The 20,606-nt window shown below is 59.1% G+C and carries 13 protein-coding genes; 9 read left to right on the top strand and 4 right to left on the bottom strand.

What is annotated here, in order from left to right; genetic code table 11:
- Window positions 1-16 precede the first annotated feature (16 nt).
- Together B378_RS0102050 and B378_RS0102045 are read left to right on the top strand one after the other, a co-directional pair.
- Window positions 17-2,770, top strand: a complete 2,754-nt coding sequence (locus B378_RS0102050; protein ID WP_017342168.1) for a DUF1156 domain-containing protein — start codon at window positions 17-19, stop codon at window positions 2,768-2,770.
- A 29-nt stretch (window positions 2,771-2,799) separates the two neighbouring features.
- The gene (locus tag B378_RS0102045; protein WP_017342167.1) at window positions 2,800-3,156 is read left to right on the top strand and encodes a hypothetical protein; all 357 of its coding nucleotides are present in this window, start codon (window positions 2,800-2,802) and stop codon (window positions 3,154-3,156) included.
- 3 nt (window positions 3,157-3,159) lie between these two features.
- Here B378_RS0102045 and B378_RS0102040 read toward each other — a convergent pair whose 3' ends face one another.
- Together B378_RS0102040 and B378_RS0102035 are read right to left on the bottom strand one after the other, a co-directional pair.
- On the bottom strand, window positions 3,160-4,935 hold the full coding sequence (locus B378_RS0102040) for a hypothetical protein (protein WP_017342166.1): 1,776 nt from the start codon (window positions 4,933-4,935) through the stop codon (window positions 3,160-3,162).
- Window positions 4,936-4,948: 13 nt separating this feature from the next.
- The gene (locus B378_RS0102035) at window positions 4,949-6,193 is read right to left on the bottom strand and encodes an AAA family ATPase (RefSeq protein ID WP_017342165.1); all 1,245 of its coding nucleotides are present in this window, start codon (window positions 6,191-6,193) and stop codon (window positions 4,949-4,951) included.
- 199 nt (window positions 6,194-6,392) lie between these two features.
- Here B378_RS0102035 and B378_RS0102030 point away from each other — a divergent pair, with 199 nt between their 5' ends.
- Window positions 6,393-6,602: a hypothetical protein gene (locus tag B378_RS0102030; RefSeq protein WP_017342164.1), complete on the top strand. Its 210-nt coding sequence runs from the start codon at window positions 6,393-6,395 to the stop codon at window positions 6,600-6,602.
- Window positions 6,603-7,282: 680 nt separating this feature from the next.
- Here the strand turns inward: B378_RS0102030 and B378_RS0102020 are convergent.
- Window positions 7,283-7,978 carry a hypothetical protein gene (locus B378_RS0102020; RefSeq protein WP_017342162.1) on the bottom strand — a complete coding sequence of 232 codons (696 nt, stop codon included), beginning with the start codon at window positions 7,976-7,978 and terminating at the stop codon, window positions 7,283-7,285.
- 404 nt (window positions 7,979-8,382) lie between these two features.
- The gene (locus tag B378_RS0102015) at window positions 8,383-8,715 is read right to left on the bottom strand and encodes a hypothetical protein (RefSeq protein ID WP_026046141.1); all 333 of its coding nucleotides are present in this window, start codon (window positions 8,713-8,715) and stop codon (window positions 8,383-8,385) included.
- Between the two features lie 379 nt (window positions 8,716-9,094).
- On the opposite strand from B378_RS0102015, the gene B378_RS0102010 reads away from it, so the two are divergent.
- The 6 genes from B378_RS0102010 to B378_RS16010 all read left to right on the top strand — a co-directional run bounded on the left by B378_RS0102010 (window position 9,095) and on the right by B378_RS16010 (window position 20,507).
- Window positions 9,095-9,394: a helix-turn-helix transcriptional regulator gene (locus tag B378_RS0102010; RefSeq protein WP_017342160.1), complete on the top strand. Its 300-nt coding sequence runs from the start codon at window positions 9,095-9,097 to the stop codon at window positions 9,392-9,394.
- A gap of 222 nt (window positions 9,395-9,616) precedes the next feature.
- Window positions 9,617-10,123 (top strand): hypothetical protein, encoded by a 507-nt coding sequence (locus B378_RS0102005; RefSeq protein WP_017342159.1) that lies wholly within the window; start codon window positions 9,617-9,619, stop codon window positions 10,121-10,123.
- Between the two features lie 418 nt (window positions 10,124-10,541).
- Complete coding sequence (locus B378_RS0102000; protein ID WP_155118177.1) at window positions 10,542-13,418, top strand: plasmid replication protein RepH; 2,877 nt, start codon at window positions 10,542-10,544, stop codon at window positions 13,416-13,418.
- Complete coding sequence (locus B378_RS0101995) at window positions 13,418-14,044, top strand: hypothetical protein (RefSeq protein WP_017342157.1); 627 nt, start codon at window positions 13,418-13,420, stop codon at window positions 14,042-14,044. The genes B378_RS0102000 and B378_RS0101995 overlap by 1 nt, the downstream gene beginning before the upstream one ends.
- 810 nt (window positions 14,045-14,854) lie before the next feature.
- On the top strand, window positions 14,855-16,243 hold the full coding sequence (locus tag B378_RS16970) for a hypothetical protein (RefSeq protein ID WP_017342156.1): 1,389 nt from the start codon (window positions 14,855-14,857) through the stop codon (window positions 16,241-16,243).
- A complete protein-coding gene (locus tag B378_RS16010) occupies window positions 16,179-20,507 on the top strand; it encodes a type IV secretory system conjugative DNA transfer family protein (protein ID WP_192812427.1) in 4,329 nt (1,442 codons plus the stop codon). Before B378_RS16970 ends, B378_RS16010 begins: the two co-directional genes overlap by 65 nt.
- Window positions 20,508-20,606 lie beyond the last annotated feature (99 nt).

The raw sequence follows: 20,606 nt of genomic DNA, 5'->3' as shown, positions 1-20,606 counted from the left end.
TAGATGACATCTAAGAATGACTGATAAAAACCTCCAACAGAAGCGGTCACAACTACCGATCGAGCGCAGCTTCCCCATCGAACGGGTGAACGAGATCGCAGCAAAAGAAGGGCGGGCGAAGATGCACTACCGGCCCATCTACACGATGCACAAATGGTGGGCGCGTCGACTGGGGTGTGTTTTCCGGTCGATCTGTCTCTACACACTGCTCGATGATCCCAAGAAAGTAGAGGTGCTCGAGCCCGGAGAATCAAACACAAGTCTCAGCGACTTTGGTGAGGGACTCGATGTTGCGACACTTCTCGAGAACGTCGACCTCGAGGACCCAGAGTCGCTCTGGGAGCTCTACCCGAAGGACGTTCGCGTCTCGGACAAGAAGATCCTCGACCCGTTCATGGGTGGCGGTACCTCGCTCGTCGAGGCGTCGCGGTTCGGAGTCGAATCCGTTGGCTACGATCTGAATCCGGTCGCCTGGTTCGTCACGAAGAAACAGCTTGAGGCAGGCCAAACCGACGTCGAGGACCTCGAGGCTGCGTTCGAACAAGTCGAGGCCGACGTCGCAGACGAAATTACGCGGTACTACCGCACCCCGTGTCCGAACGCACAGACTCACGACGACGAAACACTGGACGACGACGACCCGCTCGGGCTGGCCGTAGACGGGGACCTCGATTTCGACTATGAGGTACCCACCGACCTGCGTGACGAGCTGTCGGCCCACGACCACTACGCAGACGTAATGTACAATTTCTGGGTGAAGGAATTGGACTGCGTGGATTGCGGAAGGGACGTCCCGCTGTTCAAAGACTACCGCGTCGCCAAGGGACGCTATGAAAACGACGACCAGTACAACGTCCTCTGTCCGGCCTGCGAGTCGGTCGTCCTTGTTGATGACTGGCAGTCAGAGTCTACCTGTTCCGAGTGTCGCCACGAGTGGACGCCGAAGGAAGGAACGGTGTCCGGATCGCAGTACGCCTGTCCTGACTGTGGCGCACAGTATGGTATTACCGACGCTATCGACGAACAGGATGGATTCAACCTGCGACTCTACGCAGTAGAGTACTACTGTCCGACCTGTGATGACCGCGAATTAGAGCGGAGCGCAGTGAAGGGGTATAAAACTGCGGAAGCGTTCGATCAGGCGTTATCCGACACAGCAGAGCAGGAATGGGAAAAGCGTGAGGAGCTGCGAGCGTATGTTCCAAGTGAGGAGGTTCCGGAGGGCGCAATCACAGCAGCTTCCTCAATAAGTGGTAACGACGTGTTCCAGCACGGCTACACAGAGTGGCAGGAGTTTTTCAATAGCAGACAGCTCCTGAACCTTTCAAAGACGCTCCAGTCAATTGACGGGGTCGGTTCAAAAAATACTGAAGAGTACCTCCTGTTGATGCTCTCTGAGACACTCAATTATAATACAATGATGACATCATATAATCCAGGTAAAAATCTTATCGCAAATATCTTCAATACTAACTCGTTCGATCCGCCGCAACGTCCGGTTGAGAGTAACTTATGGGGGACAAAGTATGGAACGGGATCAATCACTTCGATGTGGAGGATGGTGAAGTCTGGGGTTGAGTATGCCTCTGCTCCGGCGGAACAATACTTTGAACAGGGCAAAAAAGTCAAGACCGAACCTTTCACCCAGCCCATCGGTGAGAACGCTACTGTCCACCAGGGCGATATGCGGACGATCGACGCCGAAGACGAGTATGATGCAGTAATCACCGACCCACCGTACTACGACAATATTATCTATTCTGAGGTGGCTGACTACTTCTACGTCTGGCAGAAAATCCTCCTCGAGGACGAATATGACAGCTTCCAATACAACCAGACACCACGAGCGGAGTCTATCGTCACGAATCCATTCTACGACAAGACAGAGAAAGACTTCGAAAGCGAACTTCACGAGGCATTCAGTGTCGTCCACAGAGCACTGAAAGACGACGGTGTCCTGACGTTCACATACCATCACAGCGACTCAGAGTCGTGGGGAGAACTCCTCGCGGCTCTTTGCGATGTCGGCTTCGAGGTAACTGCGACATATCCAATCTCTGCAGACATGCAGAAGTTCATCGGGGGCGATGCTGTCTCGTTCGACATCATTATCGTCGCCCGACCGGCAGAGGCTCGCGACCCGATTTCGTGGCGACAACTCCGCCAACGGATCTACAAGACTGCGAGACGGACTCGTCAGCGTCTGGAGGAGAGTCGCGACCTCGCCCGTGGCGATGTCGGCGTCGTTGAGATGGGACGGTGTTTCCACGAGTACTCCAAACACCACGGCAAAGTTCAGAGGAACGGCGAGGTGATGACTGCGAAGGAGGTCGTCGACGAGATTTACGGTATCATCCAGGACGCAAGTCAGGTCGGCGTGGTGGACGTGTTTGTGGACCTATTAGAGACAGACGACCCGGACCCCAGCGAGGTGAACAAGCTCTGTCGGAGCGCAAACACGACTCCCGACGAGTTAGAAGACGCACGGCTCTACGGACTCGACAGCGGCGAGTTCTGGCTCGGAACGTGGGACAACGAGCGCCGACAGGCGTACATCAAGACTCGTGTCGAGAACGACGAGGAACTCAGCGCACTCGATAAGGTCCAGTTCCTCCGGTACCGCTACGAACACGGGCAGACGGTGAGCGACTACGTCGAGCGCTGGGACGGTATCGACGACGTTCGCGAGTTGGCTGAGCGACTCGCGGACGCGACCGGCGACGACGTCTACCGCCGGGTGTTAGGTGACCGCGACGTAACGAGCTACTGACAATGGTGGAACCTGGACGCCTGGCCGGCGTGTACAACCTCGTCGTCGCCGACGCGTACGACCTGTTCGACCACCGAGTACCCGTCGAGACGTTCGCGTCGATGCTCGAGGACGGTGAAGTTCCTGAGGAGGTGTGCGTCGTCGGTCTCGCCGATGCATACGAGGCAGACGACGTCCGCGAACTCCGCCGTCTGATGGACGAGGCAGCTGACAGGCTCGAGGGCCGAAGCCCCCTCCCGACGATTCAGTTTGCGGTCGACGGGTCCTTCCAGCGTCTCAGTCGCGATTTCGAACTCCAGACCGAAGACGATCTGTATCGACTCAGTCGCGTTTTCGGTCCGCAGATCAAGCGACGGAACGTCGATTGGCTAACGGCGCCGTTCTAACCCTCAGAGCAGTTTGAATCCGTCTTCGACGGTGATCGTTTTCGGTTCGCCGTCTGCCCCCTGTTCGACGAAGTAGAGGTCGATTCGCTCTTCACCGCGTTCGCGACGGAAGACGGGGACGCACGTCGTCGTTTCGGGCGAGTGCTCTCGGCACCGCGAGTGAATCTGTTTGCGCGTCCAGCCGCCCTCCTGCTCCAGGTCCGACGTCGTCTGGTGAACGACCGACAGAGAGTCGACGGCGGCGTTGATTACCCGAAGCGAGAACTCCTTGAGTTCGACGAAGCTGAACGGACCGTCGGTGTCAGTCAGCCGATCAAGCGCCGACGCCTCGGGGTGGTCGAGACAGAGCGCACCTTCGTTGACCGCGCGGTACACCTCCAACTCCGGATAGCGCTCTGCTAGTGCGTCGTGAAGGTATGTCTGGATGGCACTATGGTATCCCTCAAGAGTGAACTCGTCGGTTTCGGGCGCGACGACCTGAAGCTTCGCCTCGGTTTGTGCGACCGTCCGCGACCGTGGCTCACCCAGCGGCGTCAGAAATCCCATGTGTGGCGTCTCGAGTAGGTACGCGTAGCTGAACAGTCGTGAGCGCGACCCACCGGTTTTGACCGGGTCTTTCCCCTCAGCGTAGTATTTCGAGTCGAGGACGGCCAGTGTCTCGTCACCTTCTTCGATGGCATGGTCCGGTTGATGGTAGACCTGTGGCTCGCTGTCGAACGGCTGGAGCGTCGGCGACCGAACAGCCGAAACGTTCTCGACTCTATCGCGGTAGTCATACGATTGGATAGCCGAGAGCTCCTGCTCCACCGCGATCTGCGTATACTGCTCGAACAGCGACTCCATATTCAACACGTAGTCGACCATCAGCTCGCGGTCACCTCCCATCGACGGCGTGCCGAGGGAGGAGGCGACGACCGCTTTCGCGATGTCGATAGCGTCCTCGTAGTAGTGACGTTGACTTGGTAGGTCGTACAGCGAGAAGCGCTGATACTGTGGGAGCCGACGCCAGTCACTGTCGACTCCGAGATCCTCTAGATGCTGTACCTCTTCGTGGACCCGCGAGAAGACGTGATAGTACGCTTGGTGGTCGTAATCGGTCTCGTGTTGACGAAACAGTCGGAGCAGGTGCGTCCCAGCGTAGTGTAGCAGCGAGTTCACCGCGTTGTCGTACTCAACCTCTTTCAGCAGGCAATGCGTCTCCAAACGCCCTTCGGCCTGATTGACTAGAGTCCGCTCAACATCAATGATACCGCGTGGGTCGTCGAGGTCGACTCGTCGCGTCTCGAGTTGGCGAACGAAGCCGTTCCGGTGAATCGCTTCTAACCCATTCAAGAAGTTGATTGCGAGGATGAGAAAGACGTCCTCCAAGTCCACGTCGTCGCGCTGGAACCGCGACAGCGGGACGCCGTGATACTCGACCGATCGCTTGCGTCCGTGAACGGCCAACAGCATATCGAAGATGTGGTCCCAATCGATCTTGGGTTCGATCTGGAGCTTCGATTGAGGGGTGAGACTAACGATCCCGACGTTGTCTCCGACATCGACTCGGATCGTCGGCTGATCGACCTGTACTTCGACGACGCGGTACTCTTTGTCGCTGTCGTCCAGTGACTCTTGCGTCTTTACGAAAACGCCGGACGATTCTTCCTCGAACGACGCGCGTCGGAGCTGCTCGTCGATTGTTGACGGGCAACCGTCGATACGGATAGACCCCCGCTCCGGGACGCTGAACGTCCGCGCACCGTACGTGTACGCGTCGTCGATCTGGCCTGTGCTCATTTGTAGATCCGTCTTAGCTCTCGTACGATCCCATCCGCCGCCGTTCCGCTTCGAGTTCGCGCCCGGCGAGATCTGCTGCCGGCCCGAGGTCAAAGTCCTCGAACCGGTCGTTTAGCGCGCGATAGTGCTCTTCGATCTGTTCGAGCTGGGGAAACGCCGCCGAGTTCAGGAGCCGTGGCACGATGAACGTCCGGAACGCTTGCCCGACCGCCTGCTCCACCTCGTCCATATACAACTCCTCGTCCTGTAGCGCCTCCCGGAGAAAGAGTGTCACGTCCCGGTAGTGCATCGGACCAAACCGCATTATCGGGCCACGAGCGGCCCGATCAGAGCCGTTATTGATACCATCGTAGTCCGCCTCGAAGAGCTCGAACAGGTCGTCGTGGTCGACGAGAGGGATACTGCCGAGGTTGTCGTCGATCCAGCCTTCAAACAACGTCCGTCGGTCCTCATCGGTGTACTCGTCGAGTTCGACCATCGCGAACCGCCGGGTGATGGCATTATCGAGTTCGTTGACGGTTCGATCGGACATATTCATCGTACAGATGATGCTCAGCCGCTCGTCGAGTTCGATAGTCTCGCCGTTGTCGGTCTCGATGAGCGTCTGGTTCCGGTTTTCGATTGCGGTGTAGAGCGGACCGAAGATCTGTGAGATATCCGCTCGGGTGATTTCGTCGAGGATCACACCGTATGGAATGTCGAACTCTCTCGCTCGCTGAACCCCTTGGGTCACAGCACCAAGCTCAGTCTGGTAGTTAATCGAACCCATTCCTGACCGGGAAAGATTCGGGCCGATCCCGCCGATAATGTCTTTTGCTGTCCATGATGGCGTTGCGGTGTGAAGTGAGTACCCAACGCAGTGCCGGAGCGCGAGCTGCTTAGCGAATGTCGTCTTCCCGGTCCCGGTTGGACCATAGAGTACCACCGGCTTACCCGTCTTGAGTGCCACTCGGGCGTTGCGCTCAACCTCATCGGGGACGAGGACAGTGTCTGGTGTGTCATCTCCCCGAGTAATGACTGTGCGCTTGAGCTCCGGCGTCGCATATGAGGAGGTTAGTACGGCCCGTCGGATCGGCCCGACCCCCTGGTTGCCCTCGTGATACACATCGAGCTGCTGCTCGTCAATCAAATACTCCAACAAGTCTGTGCTCGTCGCATTCTCTATAACCTCAACGACCTTCCCATTGACACTGCGGAGAACATTCAAGTTCTCCCTCGCATCGTCGATGGTGGAAATGTCAACCGAAGATCCGCTCATTAGACTTAGGAACTCGGGCACTGGTTAAAAACATACGTGGTGACACTCACGCAGATCACTGTTTCGACGAGATCACTGAGCAGTTCGGAGACGTGATCGTCGCGGACTTCGCTGGGCCGACGTCTTCGAGAAGTATGACAGCGAGAACACAGTGTTCTACTGCGACCCGCCGTACATCGGCTACGAGTACTACTAACTCGTGAACAAGATCGACCACGAGGCGCTCGTCGACGGGCTCGTAGAGTTGGAGGGTGACTGGATCTGCTCGTACGAGGACTTGCTGGCGACGTTCGAAGACTTGTGCGTGCTCGACCGCGAATATAAGCGGTTCATCAACAGCGGGAAGCGTGGGTCAGCGAAGGACGCGAAAGAGCGGTTGGTGGTGAACTTCGATCCGGTGGGAGTTTGAGGTGCTAATCGAGGTAAAACGGCGTCAATATCTGTCTGTGAAAGCAGATGGAATTTCAAATGTTTGCCGATTGATTTATTTTTCCGTATATCTGACTGACAGTATGGTTAGCCCCTCTCTAGGTATTCTGCTCGGACCAGTTACCCTGCTATGGGCAATCCTCGCTACGACTACTAGCATGGATCCGGGTACACAGACACTTTTTACAATGGCATTAACTGGCGGTTTCGGCACCGTGATGTACACCTTCGTGGTGCTGCTGTCGCTGGCCTCGCTAGATAACCATGTCTCGATTCAGTAAACACTTCATCGGGTCACTGTTCAGCCGACAGGTAATCTACGCATACGGTAGCGGCAGCGCACTCACAACAACATTGTGGCTCATTTGGTTCGCACTGAATAACTCATGGCCGGAGCCAAAGGTGTTTACCGCAGACATCGCGGGTCTGGAGGTTTTACTCGATATGTACATCCGAGTCATGCTTCCAATCTGGGTTCCACCCATCAACTGGGTTGAGATCGGAACCGTGGGGCTGAATTGTTTCTTTGGTCTCTGTTACCTAGCAATGTGGTCTGAAAAGTACGCCAGTGCGACTACAGGTCGCTCCCGAAGATTCTGAGACTTAGTATTTGATTTGGCCGGAGGCCAACCGGTTCAAGAATACTTATCAGAGCCAGGGTCAGGTCTCTTCAGTAAATATCTCTAGCTCGGCTGTATCGTATCCATACTTCTCCATTACCTGTCTGATCCGCCGAACACAGTCTTTTGCCGATAAATTAGTTTCGAGGTAAAGGTCGGTGTCCGGTATCTTTTGAGGTCGAACGAGATCAGATTGATCGCCTGTTTTGGCGAAGTATGTCCGTGTCCGCCCTTGGATTTCCATGATCCGCTCGTGGTCGTCGACATCGTGGAGTATCTGTGTAACTGCGGTCGTGAGCGTTTCCCCCCAAGTGCCGACGTCGTGCGTCTCGCCGAGTATCTTGATCACCGAGGGCGTTGTGCCGGTGTAATCGTCGACGTCGTCGGACTCACTCGACGTTGATTTCGCGGCGAGGTCGTCACGACTGACGTTCTGGAGGAGCATGTTGACCGTCTCGGCGAACTCCTGGTACGCGCCCTGAAGGAAGACGAACTTCTCGCTCTGTTTGTCGTAGGCGTACTTCTCGGCGACCGCGTGGACGCCGCGCTCGGCGGTGGAAAGGGTCTTGTCGGGGTTCGGCGTCCACATGTCGAGCAGTTCGATGTCGCGGTTGCCCCGGCTGTACTGGCGGAGAGTGTTGTCGATGTCGGTAGACTTGCCGATCTTGATGTCCATGATTTTGAGCCCGGAGTATTCGAGGTGAGAAATCCGAATCGCGTAGACCACTTCGCTCATAGACAGGTCTTGAGGGAGTGATCTCTTGAGCTTAAGCATTGCGAGAACCTAGTGGTATACGCGGAACCGCAGTAACCCTCACTTGTTTAAATTAGTGGCACACCTTCGAAAATATGGATAAAATCGAATCCTCGGCCTCTCCAAACCTCAAATCGCGATAGCATCAAGCAAATTCGATAGAACCGGCGGAATAAAACTGACTGAGAACATCAATTCAAAATTCCGCCGACTCACCCGGCCTCATAACAAGAAGCGGTCGCGGCTCCTACTCAGCCATGTGACCAAGACTCGCCGTGCTGGTAAGTTCGAAGTAGACGTCCCACAAGATGGCAGCACCGCCGGAGGCTAACTTCTCAATAATTCGTCCGTCTGATTGGATCATCCACGGCAATGATTGACCGCATTCAGGTTGCGCCACCGTTCGACTCACTGGAGACGTCTTCGGAACTACTGGCAGTGACCTCGTCGGCGTCATCGTCGGTATAGCGCCACTCCTGCGTATCAAGTCGACCGTCGAGGTACGCCTTGCCATCGTCAGTGATGACGTATATTCCGTTACCGAAATGTTTGGTTAACCCCTCCTCAGTCAGCCGCTTACAGCGTTTATCGATGTACTGTCGTGAGTAGTTGATCGGACCTTCGCGCTTCATCTCAGCAGGAGAACCAGACTCGTGTTCAGATAGATATTCAAGAACCCTATCATCGACAAGGGTCATCCAGTCTCCAGAGTGCCTCATAAAGAGTATCTAATTGCCCATCGCTGTATTATGACCGGATAGCAACTTATATTGATGATAGCATCAAGAAAACTATCCAGCAATTATAAATGCTTACAGCATAGAGTAATGCTCACGGAGCCCGAGCGAAGAACCCTCGGCTAGTGAGAAAATGTAGGATCCCGGTCGCGGTGTAGTAGCACCCGACCGGGTCGGGTTCTGTGCCGTAACACAGAACCATGCCTACGATGGCTACTACAGGGTTTAAGCCCTGCGTGATGCGAGAGGTATCACCTGAGCAAGTAACCAGCAACTGCGTAATCCAGGCTGCCACCCCTGAAGGTGCCAATTCAACCCGTATTGGGGTAGACAACCCCAAAGCAAACCCAGGAGGGCTCGTATGAGTGCGACGACCGACGGCGACATCGTCGCCAACCTCACCGCCTTCCAACGGGACCTCCTCCGCGCGCTCGCGAAGACTGACGAACAGAGCGGGCTCTCGCTAAAAACGGACCTTAGCACTTACTACGGTGAAGCGATCAACCACAGTCGGCTGTACCAGAACCTCGACGAGCTCGTCGCACACGGACTCATCAATAAGCGGCAACGCGACGGCCGCACCAACAGTTACAGCCTGACTGACGCAGCACGGACAGCGCTCGCAGAGCGCGACGCGTGGATCCGGGGTGAGACCGCGTGAGTTCTCCTAGCCCACCACACATCCGGTTTGACGCCCGCGAACGACTCACTGGTGACTACGACGACATCACCGTCCAGCAGGCGGTGGAGGGTCAGGCGTGATGAAGAAACTCTGGCGGTGCCGCCAGTGTGAGCGACTCGTCAACCGCTTCGTCAACGGGTGGCTCTGTCCACGATGCGGGTGGTACTGTGGTCAGTCACTCGCACACGTAAACCAAGGGCCATGAGTCGGGAGCAACAGCCCGCCGCCGGCTCGAGGCCGACACTCCACCCGACAAGCGACATCACCACGAACCTCGATCAGCTGTCGCTTGCGTCCACGTCGGGAGCGTGTCAGCACTGCGGGCGCACGTTCACTGAAGGCGACGACGTCGTCGCGTACGTCCACAAGCCAGCCGAACAGCGGACCCACGAGGTCGGTCACTGCGTGTGCGCACACACCGAACACCGACACCAGGAGGTGTTCACACTCGGCGTCCACGAGCTACTGGTCGCCGGCCGTATCGGACTCGCCTCGGACGCAGCGACACAGTCGACGTGGCGGATTCTCGTCGAGCCGGTCCCGCTGGGATTGAGCGCACCAGCGACGACGACGATCCGCTGGCTGCCACCGGAGAGGCCACTCGCCGAGCAGGTCACGCCGACAGCGACCCAACGGCAGCGACGGCGCGAGGCCCGGGCGCAGGTGACTGTCGATGGCCATCCACCGAAGACGGAGGGGGATGACTAATGCGATCGCCACACCCCGCTGAATCTCCTCGACGCACGACGGCTGATCGCCACACAACGCGTTCACCCACCCGACAGCCAGCAGCAGACCCTGACGCCATCCACGCGACGATCGCGCATCTTCGGCGTGCGCTCACCGCGAGCATCGCCGACGACGCTGCCGGAGTCAGCGCTGCCCTACTGCGAGCCACGATGACGGTCGATGAGACACGTCATCCAGACATCGCAGCCGCAATCCGGACGGCTCGCGATGCCGATCCGGACTCGCGGACGGTTCGCCAGTACATCCGGGAGCTGCTCAGGCGGCTTGTCGCGGTGGTCAACTGCTGGGAGCCAACCGAGTGATGCCGGCCGACAATCAGGCCCAACGCGGGCGCTCCCAGCCCGCCGGCCAGGGCCACGAGCGTGGCGCCCATCTCGTGGGACCAACCACACAATACGATGTCGCCGGCATCCGCTGCGCAACCGTCACGCCACGGCTGACCGAGTGGGTTCCGGAAGTCCTCGAACAGCTTCGCGAGGCAAGCATCGAGACCGTCCGAGCACAGACGAATCACACCGACGCGTGGCGTGCGAGTGTATCGATACTCGATGAGACCCTCCCAGGGTGGAACTCCCTGGGGGACACGTGGGACAACGCGACCGCAGAGGCGGTCGCGTACACACAGGCAATCACCGAGCTTGCGTTCTCCGAGAACGACGTCCCCACCGAGTCGACGTACCGCGAGCGGCGTCACAAGTCGATAATCGAGACAGTCGAGTCAGTTGGCACGGGCCGTGGTGCCGTCAACGCCGGCCTCGGCGCACTCGCGAAGGGTCCGATCGCACTCCACCGAGAGCTCGATCCGACCCCACGAGCGCTCACCTTAGTCCTCGATGGCCAGGCGTGGACTGAACTCACTGACCGACGGACCGGCGTCCGCGCACTCGCGGCGATCGCCGTCCTCGCGGACGGGTTCGACGTTCGGGTTTTCGCGTCGCCGGCACTCCAACGGGAGCTCGCTCGTCGGTACCCGCGGTGGAGCGCAGTCCATCTCGGTCTTACTGACAGCCGGGATCGGTCCCCCCACCACGGACACCGCAGTTCCAATGAACCACTCGGCCCCACCGCCGGCGCACAGTCGGCGTGGGACGCGCTCAATGGACTCGGGTCCGCTCCCGGGAAACGTCGGTTACTCGGTATGTTGGACGCCGACAGGGGCCGGACGTACGCCGACCTCGCAGACGATCCCGACCTCCACATCGAGCGCGGCACGATCGGTCGGTACGTGCTCGACTTGGAGTCGCGAGGCCTAGTCGCGATCGACCGGCGCCGGGACCACAACACAGTCGAACTCACTGACCTTGGCGCAACGGCCGTCAGTGAGTGTCTCACGGCAGATTGTAAACTCCAGCACCCGGACCAGACCCAGTTGCCACACAGTCTTACCGCGACCACTCACGACTCAACAAGTACAGTGTCGCCCCCGCGGGAGGCCTCGGGGGGCGCCCCCACAGCGGTTGAATCGTGGCTTGCGGCGACCGGCGACGTCGACGAGGGGTACGTTCAGGCGATCGACACCCACGATGGGACGTCGATCCACCAGCGATTCACCATCCCAGCGGAGCGCGGGGCGGTCACCCTCGTCGATGACCCGGTTGAACCGTTCGACGACGGCCGGGTGAGCTATCTCAGCCACCACAACAATGAGTGTCTCGCCATCGTCCAGTGGGGCGGCCCACTCGCCACCCTGGGACGTCTCGCGGGTGTCTTACTCAGTGACGCGGCGCTCTCTGAGATCCTCACACCGGCGCGACTCGGCGAGAGCTTCGCCGAGATCCACGGTGGAACTGGCGACCTCACCGACTCGCCGGGACGCATTCTGCGTCGTGGCCAACAAGTCGGGTGGTTCAGCGAGGACGAGGAGCTGTACGAGACGTGGCGTGACCGCATCGAAAGCGTCCGTGACACACAGCTTGCTCGCCTCAGTGCGCTTGCCGACAGCACCGACAGTGCGGCCCGTGGCGAGTTATTCGAAGACCTCCACGGGCTCATCGCGTCAACGACCCAGCTGTACCATGCGGCGGGTGTCGATCTGACGCTGACGGTCAGGCTCCCGGACACCGAGTCACTCGTCGAAAACGACCAGCAGCGCGCTGGGCTGTGTGACTTCATCCGGTATACGGTGCCGAAACAGTCCGTGTACGGTGTCCACTCGGGTTACCGGCTGCTGTTCGAGAAACGGCCGCCAAAACTCAAACGACGGCTCCCGTACGACGTCGAGGCCGGCGCGTCGATGGAGTTGACGGCGTCGTGGGTGTTTGCGGGCCCAACGGCGACAACGCTCCGGACAGCCATCACCGAAGCACTCTCAGACGAACTCGACACGCTCCGGGAGGCGATCGCCACCGGCGACGAGCAGGCACCGACACTCACCGTGCCCGTTCGTGACGGGACGACGTACGCGTCGATCCGCCAGATTGTCGACGAAATCGCCGCGGAGTACGACACGGGGTGGACATCGCATGTTCGACGAGAGCTCACCCGGTTCTGTCTCCGGTCGTTTGGCCGCGACGTCCCACACCGAGCAAGCCCGTATGACGCCGTCACTTGCTTGTTGCTGGCCCTCGACGGCCCCCACCAGAATTGGGAGCCAGCCATCCTTGAGGCGGCAGCTATGCTGCCAAGCGATCGCTTCCGGCCAGACCTCTCGCCGACGGCGACAAAGCTCTACACCACGCTGCTACGGGCGTCAGCGCCATGTGGCAGACAAGCGCTCGTCGAGCGGGCCGACATCTCGGTAAGTAGCTACGACCGCCGGATCGGGGCTGTCAGCGATATTCCGCGTGTTCGGCCAACGACAGTGGATGGTCACCGGAAGTGGGTGGCTGTCACCCAGACGCCTAGTCACGACAGTCCAGCGAGCCTACCACCTTGTCGACAGGGTTCGGGCACGATCTACCCAGCAGAATGTCGCAGTGTCGCATCAACAACTGCGATAGACTCACTGCTGGAGTGGCTCCGTTCAACTACCATAGAGCCAGCAACCAGTCAAGCCACGCTCACACCAGTTTCGGTGACAGAGTGGGGCAAAGGGAAGCTACAGCACAGTCCCGTCGCATGGTACCCCAATAGACGGCACAGCACATCACACTCAGAACAACACCGAGCAACCTCTGATTGCTCACTCGACGCGCTTGGACTCGCCCTGCGGACAACAGGTGATCTGACACCACGAACAGAACCACCTACGCTCGATGACCGGCGTATCGCTCACGCACTCGTGAACCACAAGACGACACTCCACAGCAACTAATGGTTGGAACACACACCGGCGACGGTCCCGTATGGGAAGACGCAGAGATCGATGACCACGAGATTATTGACGGGGTTCCCGAACTCACGGCGGTTGAGTACGAGAAAGAGCGGGAATTCAAGATGCACATCATCGCACTGTTAGAAGAGTACGATTGGGATGTAGAGACAGAGGTTTCCGACGACGACGATAGGGGTCGTATCGACATTGTTGCGGAACATCCAGCCGTCGGGTGTATCGCAATCGAAGTCAAACGAACGCGAAGTTACACCGCGAGAAACATCGCGGAAGGAATCACACAAATACTGAATTACCGGTCCTACACGTACAGCAACTACGATATTGACTACTGGGCTGTCGCACCTGGATTCGATGTCTTTGTCAGCCGGTACCAGAATGAACGGGAGCGTCAAAAGCAGGTTCGAAACATGTTCCGACGAACGCTCGCCGAGCTCAAACTCGGAATGCTTTCGCGGCGACGAGAGGCGATCGCCTTCGGAAAACAGTTAGATTGGGGGATTCCACTTCGCGAACCAGAAAGCCTGACCGATGACGACCTCGACACAATTAACGAAAAGATCGCAAGCCGCGTATGGGACGCAAGTGAGTATGATCCGAGAGAATAGGCGCATTCAGTAGCGGGCTGTAGGAACTTTACACGTTTATCGGCCTTCGATTCAAGTGCGATGCTCCGTCAGATTTCGTTGATCTGAACACTCATTGCGGTACGGAGACTCGACCGCCTCCCGCCACTGTCAGATTGCCCGTAGATTGCTATCTTGAACGCCTCTTTTCCGTCTATTTTGCTCTGTTGAATCCGATGACTGCACGGGGATCACGATCTCTGGAGACGTCATTATCTCGCTCTACATCGTTGAAGAGTTGGATCGATCCACCCTGTGATCTCAATCCTTCCACTCTCTGCCAAGATTCTATCTCTGAATTCTCTCGACAGCACTCCTAAACTGAGGACAGAGTGACCCAATCCCGGCGCCTTCTGCGGATTCAACAGAGCAGTAGTTTCTGAAATCATGATTTCTTTCTCACGAAATCGATACCAGGCACCAGTCAGACCGAGAAAAGTAGTATTGAGATATTCAAGTTTGATCTCTATACAGGGATTAATGTAAACTTCTTTGAGGCATTTAAGCCTTTTTACCCAGATATTAAGAGTCAGAATTGGACATAGTCAATCAAGTATCTCAATCAAAGAGTGCGGTCACAGTATGAGGAACAAGTACGGGAGCAAACTTGGAGGGTACAGCTTCACAAGCATACAAAGAATTATTATAAGTAATAAATTAATCCAAGGAAGTACCTACCCCACGGTTCAGATAGGTGATGAGCTCTACCAAACGTTCACGGAAGGGCTCGCAGAGGCCAAAGGCGACTCCGGGCCCCGTCTCCGCGTGCGTCCCCCGCGAGAGAACGAAGGGATGGACGCCAGTATCAACCTCTACGAAACCATCCACGAACCTCGTGAGAGCAAAGTCGGGATCGGGCGACACCAACTCGTTACGACCAACTCTCACATCCACAGTCACGAGATGGTCTACGACGGTGGGAAGCTCCAATTCTTTTTCAAGCCCGACACCCGCGTCGACGCCAACCAGTTCGAGCGCCAGCTTCGGAAAAACTACCCCGACGCCCAGATCAGCGAGGCCAACAAGCAGTTCCCCACGCTCGATCAGGGCGATTACATCTCTATGGCCGAAATGCGGCTCAAGCGGCCGTTCTACTACCCCATCAAGTGTAAAATCGCCGAGGAAGACTTCGAGGTCGACCCCTACGGCGACATAACCTCCGACATGGTCGTCGAGGAAGACCAGACCAGCGACGGCCGCCGCGTCGCCGCCGAGGACTGCCGGGTCATGGTCCAGACCGTCTTCGAGCCCGCACGCGACGTATGGACCAAGCGCCGCCCCTACGGCCTCAACGTCACCGACGCCGCCGCCAAGATCAAAGAGGGCGAGGTCGTCGGGAACATGGTCGAAGGGTTCGATCTCCGCGACCCCGGCGCCAAGCGGAGCCGCACCGCGAAGATCATCGACAAGCTCCACGGCGCGAAGGGGTACTATTTCACCGTCCGGGTGTTGGCGATCTCGCCGCACAAAGAGATTGCCGAGCGGCGGTGTAACACCGTCGCGAGCGACTTCGAGAAGTATTACAACTCGTTCACCGAGCAGGGGCTTGACCCCGTCGCGATCGGCCCCGACGAGATCCCACATCACCTCCGGGAGATGGCCGAGCGGACCCACTCAGTCCCGTGGAGCCAGCGGCTCAAAATCGGCCCCGGACAGCCCGCGGTACTCCAAACGGTGAGCGCGCTCGGGTCGATCGCCCACATCCCCAACGACAGCATCAACACCCCCGTCGTCGATTGGGCGAAACAGCAGACTGGTCCGGGGATCCCCGCCGAAGCCGAGCAGGAAGACGACGTCGAACAGAGCCGCGAGGACGACGATACCGGGTACAGCGATGCGAGCTTCGGCAGTACTGGAAGTTACCGATCCAGTACGCCGGACAGCAGCCCCAGTCCGTCACCGGAACCCGAGACGGGCGGTGAGGGACCTACCGGAACGCACAGCGCCCCATCGGCAGAGAGTCGTTCACCCGGCCCTGCCGAGGAGCGCCGTAAAGACACCACAGTCGGAGACCCGGATCCAGACCCCAATGAGAGGGGTGACTCCGACCCCATATTCGGGGGAGCAGACGGTGACTCCGGCTGGGCCGGTACCGACGCCGACGAGAGCGGCGCGGATGACGAAGGCGACGAGGACGACGAAAAAAACGTGTGGGGAGACAACCGCCGCAGCGACTTCTGACCCCATCGGGGTTTTGAGCAGATACCGACCACCCATGTTTGACAGAATACTCGGTTCAGACGACGAAGACGATGAGAACACGGAGTACGTGAGCGAGGACCATCTGGTGACGTTCCGCCGCAAGGTCGAGGAGACCGCGGAGCAGGTCGAGAGTCGCCGCCTCAGCATCGACCACCGGCAGGAATTGATCGAGTACGTCGCCGGCGTACTCAGCGCCGTCGACGACTTGACAGTCGACGGTGAATCCCCGACGTGGACACCGCCGGACGAGAACCCGACGACTGACCGTATCGCCTACGATCTGCGCCGGCTCAAGGACTTTGTCACGATTGAACGGCTCCCGAAGACGGCGACCAGAGCACAACTTCAATCGATCCAGCGCGAACTCGCCCGAGTCAAAAACGGTCTCTCAAACCTCCCAGAGTTCGACTACGCCTACACCGAGCGCGACCGCAACACGATGTACGGCGAGGAGATCCAGTCGATCGGGATCCCCGACGAGATCGATCCGGACGAGTTGAAGGCCGGGGACGACGGTCGCGAGGTCTACGCCGCCGGAAGTGCCCGGAGAGTCCTTGAAGAACTCCCGCGCGAACACCCGGACGCACCGCTGTTCGTCGGGAAAGGCACGCGGAACGGTCGCGACGCGTCGATCGACAAAGACCACCTGTTCCGCCACCGCGCGGTCTTCGGCGTCACCGGCTACGGTAAGTCCACGCTGTTGACCAACGACGCCCGACAGCTCATCGAGTCCGGCGCTGGACTCTGTTTCATCGACCCGAAGGGCGACGACGCCCGCCGCTTGATGAAGATCATGCCGGAACACCGGTTAGACGACGTCGTGTGGATCGAGCCGGGTGCGACCGGGGACTATCTCTCGGGGTTCAACTTCATCTCGCTCAACATGGACCCCGAGGAAGACGCGTACAACGCCGCCCTTGCGTCGCTCGTTGAGGACCTGAAGAAGATGCTCGCGGCGAACGACGACTACTGGGGCCCGCGGATGAACCGCGTCGCCCAGTCGATCATCACGGGGATGAACCTCTACAACTCCCGGACGCCGGACGACGCCCCCGAGATGAACTTCGTCGATATGTATTATGTCCTGAAATCGGAGGCGTCACGCCACGAGTTTACGGCACGGCTGAAAGAGGCCGGGATGCGGTTCATCACCCCGCACATGGAGACCGTCGCCGAGATGCCCGAGGACGACCTTGAGCCGCTACTCGGCCGGTTCCTCCCGTGGATCCAGAACCCTGTCGCCCGCCGGATGATCGGGTTCCGCTCCGGCGGGGTGAGCATCCCCGACGCGATCGACAACGACAAGATCATCATCGTGCGGATGGGCTCCGAGCCGCGCGAACTCAAGCAGATGCTCGGGATGGCGGTCATCCGCCGGGTGTGGTCGCACATCCGGGGCCGGGCCACCCAGTCGGAACACCAGCGGTCGCCCTTCTACCTGTTCGCGGACGAGTTTGACAACCTCGCGCTTGCGGACGACACGATCCCGTCGATGATCTCCGAGAGCCGGTCGTATCGGCTCGCCATGACGCTCGCCAACCAGTATCCGGCCCAACTGCCCAGCAACGTCGTCGACGCGATCACGACCAATTGCGACACCATCATGTCGTTCAACCCGGGCGACAAGAAATCCGCCCGGACCTATTGTACGCAGTTAGGGCTGGACCCCGAGGATCTGACCGAGGAGGTCAACTACCACTACTGGATGCGGACGACCATCTCCGAGAACATGGAGCGGTCCGAAGCGTTCCGCGTCTACGCGCACCCGCCATTCCCACCTGTTCGTGACGCCGAGGCCCGGGACGCCGCGATCGAAGCGAGTCTCCGGAAGGTCGGTCGCGAGCGCCGGTCCGACGAGGAAGTCTACCAGAACCTCCTGTTCAACGAGGGGGGAGGGCGGTGGGAGACCGGTATCGGGCGGGATATAGCGATGGTCGATACGAAAGAAGAAAAGATGCACTTTGCCCGCGAACTACAAATGGCCGTCCCGGGGCCGGAAAACCCCACCCTCGGCGGCGGAAGCAGCGGGGATTCCACCGCGGCGTCGACGACGCCCATGTCCGGCAGCGAAGGCGCTGGAAGCGCCGGCGAGACGCCCGAGGCGTTCGGGACGTCGACGGCGGACGACCCCGAGAGCGTCGTCGAGCGCCACCTCGATACGGTCTTGGAATCCATCTTCGCCGCTCGGCTTCAGGCAGGCAAGCAGGCCGACGAGTTTGTCCCCACCGACGCTGCGAAAGACGAGCTCGTAGCCCGGCTTGAGGATTCGACCGTGGATAGCCTCTCCGAGCTGTCGAACATCTACGAGCGGGTCAACGGCAGCTACGTCGAGCGAGAGCGTGAGGGCGGAACACAGAAGATCAAGCTCACCCCCGAAGGGCGCGGGGTCGTACTCCAACAGGACACGGGGAGTGCCGGGTCCGGCGGCGGCGACGACCACCGCTGGATACTCGGCCAATGTTACGTCGCGTTCACGCAGATCGGCTACGTGTCGTGGCTTCCCGAGCAGGAAGGCGAGGAGATGCCGGACGGCGTCGCAGAGGCGCCGATCGACGTGACCGACGTCGACGAGGACCAGTCACGGTCGAAGATGCTGGACGCGATCGACGAGCGGCGGGAGCGGCTTCGCGAGGAGTACCCCGGCGTGTGGAACTTCGCCGGTGCGAACGACGTATCGATCGAGGCGGAGACGTCGACGATCAAGTACCCGTTCCAGACGTTCACCAACCTCCGGAAAGCGATGGAGAAAGGCGAGAAGTGCGTCTTTGCGGTGAAAGACGGGTCCGCGAACCACGGCAGTTTCACCTACTGGGGTGAACGCGCCGAGAAGGTCATCTACGAGACCGAAGGCCAGCGACAGAACACGGAGGTCGTCAGCGATGAGGTCGCCTTCCGCAAGTCTCCCGGGGAAGACGGGAACCTACGCTACTACAACGACGGTGGGGGCGACTACCGTGTTGGCGACGAGAAGGTCGCCCTTCGCGAGCGGCGCGACGAAGACGACGAGGGACAGGGGACGATGAGCATGATCTGGTACCGCGACACCGACACCGGCGAGGTCGTCGCCGCGGTTGGTGACAAGGAGCCGGCGCCGGATGGGGAAGTCGCTCGGTTTGAGGGCCCGGAGGCCGCCCACGAAGGCGATAAGAACGCCGTCCCGGCCTACTACGAGTACGACCAGAGCGAGGGCGAGTTTGTCGTCTACAACGACGGCGAGAAGCTACACTACCCGAGCAAAGAGGAGCTTGAAGACAGTTGGGTGCCCTTCCGAGGGCCGTTCATCCCCGAAGCGCGCTTCCCCGAGTGGCCTGACCACGAGGACTTCGAGATCATCATCTTCCCGGACGGCGACAACGAGGAGTACGACCAGCCGCAACTCTACCACCGCGGCGAGTGTACCCCCCTGTTCGATCATCTCGGCGTTGAGTCCGTTGACGACGTCGACGCCGGCGAGATCGAAGGCCCGGGCGAAGTCGAGAACGCGACTACCGACGAGGCTGTCGACGAGCGCGACGCGGAGGCCGGCGGTAAAGCTGCCGAGGATGGCGAGAGGGTGGGGGAGAGCGGATCGAGTGCTGGCTCCCCGGCCAGCGACGCCCCAACTGTTGAGGGATTTGAGGAGGCGCCCACACCGGCGCGTATCGCGAGTGACAACCGGGTTGACCTCACCGTCGAGGAGATCAGCGACGCCGCTGCGCGCGACTACACGCTGTCCAAACAACAGGAAACTGTCCTCCTGACGATCGTGAACTCTCTTGCCACCGACTCCGACTACATGGCGGCGACGCCTGGCGAGGCCATCAACCTGATCGTACTCCCGGAGGAGATCAGCGAGGAGGATGAGGGCGAGGGCATAGCCGAGGCGACCCGTGAAGACGAGGGCACAGCAACGGCCGAGGAGTCATCCGAAGCCGAGGAGCGCGATTCAGCAGACCATGACAGCGACAAGTCACAGAACACCCACCCGGGTATCAGCGATCCCGAAGCCCAAGGTAGTGGTTCCGATGAGAGCGATACAGGCACCTCCGAGGTCATGGAATCGTGGGCAAGCATAGCCGATACAGATTCCCAGACCGACAGTTCGAGTGTCGATGTCGAATCCGTGGGAATGCGGTCAAGCATGATGGAAGGCTTCACCGACGATGAACCAACTGTGCCGGAGGAGTCACAATCAGATACCAACGACGCGGAAAGTGGGTCGGGCTCAACAGGTGAGACCGACCGGGGTGAAGCCGACGAGTAACTGGACCGTGATTGGGACTCGAATTGGCTTGTCCGACCGTGTTGTTTTCACCCCGATAAGGTAGTGATAAAGTGAAAAGAGATTTGCCGGTCAACCACC

The organism is Halorubrum sp. T3 (assembly GCF_000296615.1).
GTDB lineage: Archaea > Halobacteriota > Halobacteria > Halobacteriales > Haloferacaceae > Halorubrum > Halorubrum ruber.
This window is presented reverse-complemented; position numbering and strand designations above follow the sequence as displayed.

Excerpts from the sequence above, each read along its gene's own strand:
- B378_RS0102050 (WP_017342168.1), top strand. The coding sequence starts at position 17 with ATGACTGATAAAAACCTCCAACAGAAGCGGTCACAACTACCGATCGAG.
- B378_RS0102040 (WP_017342166.1), bottom strand. The coding sequence starts at position 4,935 with ATGAGCACAGGCCAGATCGACGACGCGTACACGTACGGTGCGCGGACG.
- B378_RS0102035 (WP_017342165.1), bottom strand. The coding sequence starts at position 6,193 with ATGAGCGGATCTTCGGTTGACATTTCCACCATCGACGATGCGAGGGAG.
- B378_RS0102020 (WP_017342162.1), bottom strand. The coding sequence starts at position 7,978 with ATGAGCGAAGTGGTCTACGCGATTCGGATTTCTCACCTCGAATACTCC.
- B378_RS0102015 (WP_026046141.1), bottom strand. The coding sequence starts at position 8,715 with ATGAGGCACTCTGGAGACTGGATGACCCTTGTCGATGATAGGGTTCTT.
- B378_RS0102010 (WP_017342160.1), top strand. The coding sequence starts at position 9,095 with ATGAGTGCGACGACCGACGGCGACATCGTCGCCAACCTCACCGCCTTC.
- B378_RS0102005 (WP_017342159.1), top strand. The coding sequence starts at position 9,617 with ATGAGTCGGGAGCAACAGCCCGCCGCCGGCTCGAGGCCGACACTCCAC.
- B378_RS0101995 (WP_017342157.1), top strand. The coding sequence starts at position 13,418 with ATGGTTGGAACACACACCGGCGACGGTCCCGTATGGGAAGACGCAGAG.
- B378_RS16970 (WP_017342156.1), top strand. The coding sequence starts at position 14,855 with ATGGACGCCAGTATCAACCTCTACGAAACCATCCACGAACCTCGTGAG.
- B378_RS16010 (WP_192812427.1), top strand. The coding sequence starts at position 16,179 with ATGACGAAGGCGACGAGGACGACGAAAAAAACGTGTGGGGAGACAACC.